Origin of the sequence: Streptomyces sp. F001 (genome assembly GCF_004187715.1) — a bacterium.
Lineage (GTDB): Bacteria > Actinomycetota > Actinomycetes > Streptomycetales > Streptomycetaceae > Streptomyces > Streptomyces flavusporus.
Genome location: NZ_QZWF01000146.1, coordinates 1 through 2151 on the forward strand (window position 1 = coordinate 1; position 2151 = coordinate 2151).

A 2151-nucleotide genomic window follows, 5' to 3' on the forward strand; every position below is an offset into this window, starting at 1 on the left:
GGATGGGGCGGTGCGGAGGACCGGGCAGCCCGCCCGATCCCCGAAAGGAGAGACCCTGTGACCGACATTCTCGAATCGCCTGTCACCTCCGCGCTCGACGACGACTCCCCGCTGGCCCGCCTGTTCGCGATGGTCGACGACGAGTACACCGAGGACGAGCAGCGCGACGACGCCCAGATCGCCGCCGCCCACCACGCCTACACCGTCTACGGCGCCACCATCGGCCAGGTCTTGGAGGACATGGACTGGGCTGGCCAGATCGCGGTGAAGGACAACCGGCTGGAGGCGAGCGCGGTCGCCTGGCTAGAGGGCGGCCTGTGGCTGCACCACACCCGGAACATCAGCGAGGCCGACGGCGCCCGCGACGTCCTCATGCTGATCGTGCCCTGTGCCTGCGGCCGCGGCTACGTCGACTTCCAGCTGGAGGGCGAGGAGGACCTGCTGCAGATCCTCACCGACCTGCGCCGCACCGGCGGCCGCGCCGCGCACCAGCACGACGAGGACTGCGCCAGCGTGCCCGACCCGCACGCCCCCACCACGAAGTAACTGCCCGGGGGCGGCCGCCGCATCCGACCAAGAACGCCCGCGGCCGCCCCCTGGCGACTCCCGCAGCCCAAACCGAGACGAGGAGCACCTCCAGCATGACCGAAAACAGCACCCGAGCCACCCGTTTCGCCGCCGCCTACGCCCTGCTGCGTATGGCCGCGGACCTGGGTGACCACCGGGTTAACCCGGCGAAGGCCGTGTCCACCTTCCCTCGTGTCTCGGTCAGGGCTGGTCCCATCCGATGAGTGGTGCTCGCGTTCGTTCATTGGTGTCTCGGTAGTCCAGCGTCAACGCTTCGGCCCGGGGTGCATCCGGGGTGATCGTTGCATGACGTCCGGCGTCTGGTCGGTCAGTCCCAATCGGACGGCGGCTGGTCGACTCGGCCCCCCTTGTGCGGCGTGGGGATGTAGTCCTGCGCACCGGCGGGCAGTGCGGCGACGCAAGCCGATGAGCAGGCGTTCACCAGCAGGGGCAATACGTCAGTGGCCACGCGCAGTGAAATCCACATCTGCTGGAGCCCAGCCTGTTCGACCGGGCGGTCGCAGACGCTGCATCTGTGGATGGCTGTGGTGCCCCAGCGTCTGGGATCGAGGTTTTCCAGGGCGAGTTCCGTGACGGAGTCCAGGTCAGGCTGCAGGCGGGGAAAAGGGGGGCGCAGCTTGTAGTTGCCGAACAGTGCGCGTGTACTCACCGTGCTGCGGGACAGCTTCTCGCACCGGGTGAGTTCGTAAGGAAACCAGTGCAACTGGTAAGAGGTGTAGGGCGTGAACTCCTCAAGGCTCGTCATGGCCCCGATCTCGGGCGGAATCCGGACCAGGTTGCTGCCGTAGAGCACAAGGTGCTTGACCATGGTCAGCCGCGCGATGCTCGGAGGCAGGGTGACGATCTGCCGCCGTTCCTCCGGACTGAGCTCCACGAGAGGGCGGAATTCCTCGCGCCCGTCGGCCGCGGCTTCGTCAATCAGCTCCAGCAGACGCAGCCAACCCGGAGCGGACGTGTCCTGGCACTCGGTGTGAAATCCAACCCGGGCTCGCGGATGCGGCCTGGACTGGTCGAAACACGCGCAAGCATCCTGGCGAATTCCGCGTTGTTCCGGGGCCGGGTCCGACGTGTCACCCCAGCGGTTCACATAGAGCTGTGGCTCTCTCTCGCTCGTCATGGCGCAAAGATACGAGGGCGCCGCAGACCCCATGAGGCCGTCACGTCGTCTGGGGGGTGCCCCTCCCTCTCTTCGGCCCGCGAATCCCGGGCTCGGTTCTTCCGGGCCGGCTTGCGCCGGGTCCGCGTCTTCCGGACGGTGCACGAAGGGCTCAGTTGTCCGGCTCGAAGATGTACGGCCGGGTGGAGGTGACCACCTCGAAGCCGCGCTTGCGCAAGATCGGTTCGGAGGTGGGCAGCGCATCGGTGACCAGCAGCCCGCAGCCGCGCTCCCGGGCCTGCCGCAGCCGGGAGCCGACCACTGCGGTGAAGAAGCTCTCGACGACGGTGGGTCGTCTTGGTCCGGGCGCCCGCCAGCTCGGCGAAGGGGCTGCCGGCCTGACGGAGTGCCGCCATTGAATCGCGTCAGGTTGAGGCCCTGGGGCTGAGACGTCATCTCATTTTGCG

The 2151-nt window shown here is 68.0% G+C and carries 4 protein-coding genes; 2 read left to right on the top strand and 2 right to left on the bottom strand.

Going from position 1 to position 2151, the window contains the following annotated elements; all coding sequences use genetic code 11:
- The first annotated feature begins 57 nt into the window (after nucleotides 1–57).
- Both StrepF001_RS45075 and StrepF001_RS46165 read left to right on the top strand, forming a co-directional pair.
- Nucleotides 58–546 (top strand): hypothetical protein, encoded by a 489-nt coding sequence (locus StrepF001_RS45075; RefSeq protein WP_129803856.1) that lies wholly within the window; start codon nucleotides 58–60, stop codon nucleotides 544–546.
- Nucleotides 547–641: 95 nt separating this feature from the next.
- Complete coding sequence (locus StrepF001_RS46165) at nucleotides 642–791, top strand: hypothetical protein (RefSeq protein WP_165396596.1); 150 nt, start codon at nucleotides 642–644, stop codon at nucleotides 789–791.
- 104 nt (nucleotides 792–895) lie between these two features.
- Here the strand turns inward: StrepF001_RS46165 and StrepF001_RS45080 are convergent, their stop codons facing one another.
- Both StrepF001_RS45080 and StrepF001_RS45085 read right to left on the bottom strand, forming a co-directional pair.
- On the bottom strand, nucleotides 896–1705 hold the full coding sequence (locus StrepF001_RS45080) for a leucine-rich repeat domain-containing protein (protein ID WP_240798016.1): 810 nt from the start codon (nucleotides 1703–1705) through the stop codon (nucleotides 896–898).
- A 151-nt stretch (nucleotides 1706–1856) separates the two neighbouring features.
- Nucleotides 1857–2006, bottom strand: coding sequence for a hypothetical protein (locus StrepF001_RS45085; RefSeq protein WP_206307174.1), 150 nt, complete (start codon nucleotides 2004–2006; stop codon nucleotides 1857–1859).
- Nucleotides 2007–2151: the final 145 nt, after the last annotated feature.

Coding starts and splice junctions, on each gene's coding strand:
- StrepF001_RS46165 (WP_165396596.1), top strand. CDS start 642: ATGACCGAAAACAGCACCCGAGCCACCCGTTTCGCCGCCGCCTACGCC.
- StrepF001_RS45080 (WP_240798016.1), bottom strand. CDS start 1,705: ATGACGAGCGAGAGAGAGCCACAGCTCTATGTGAACCGCTGGGGTGAC.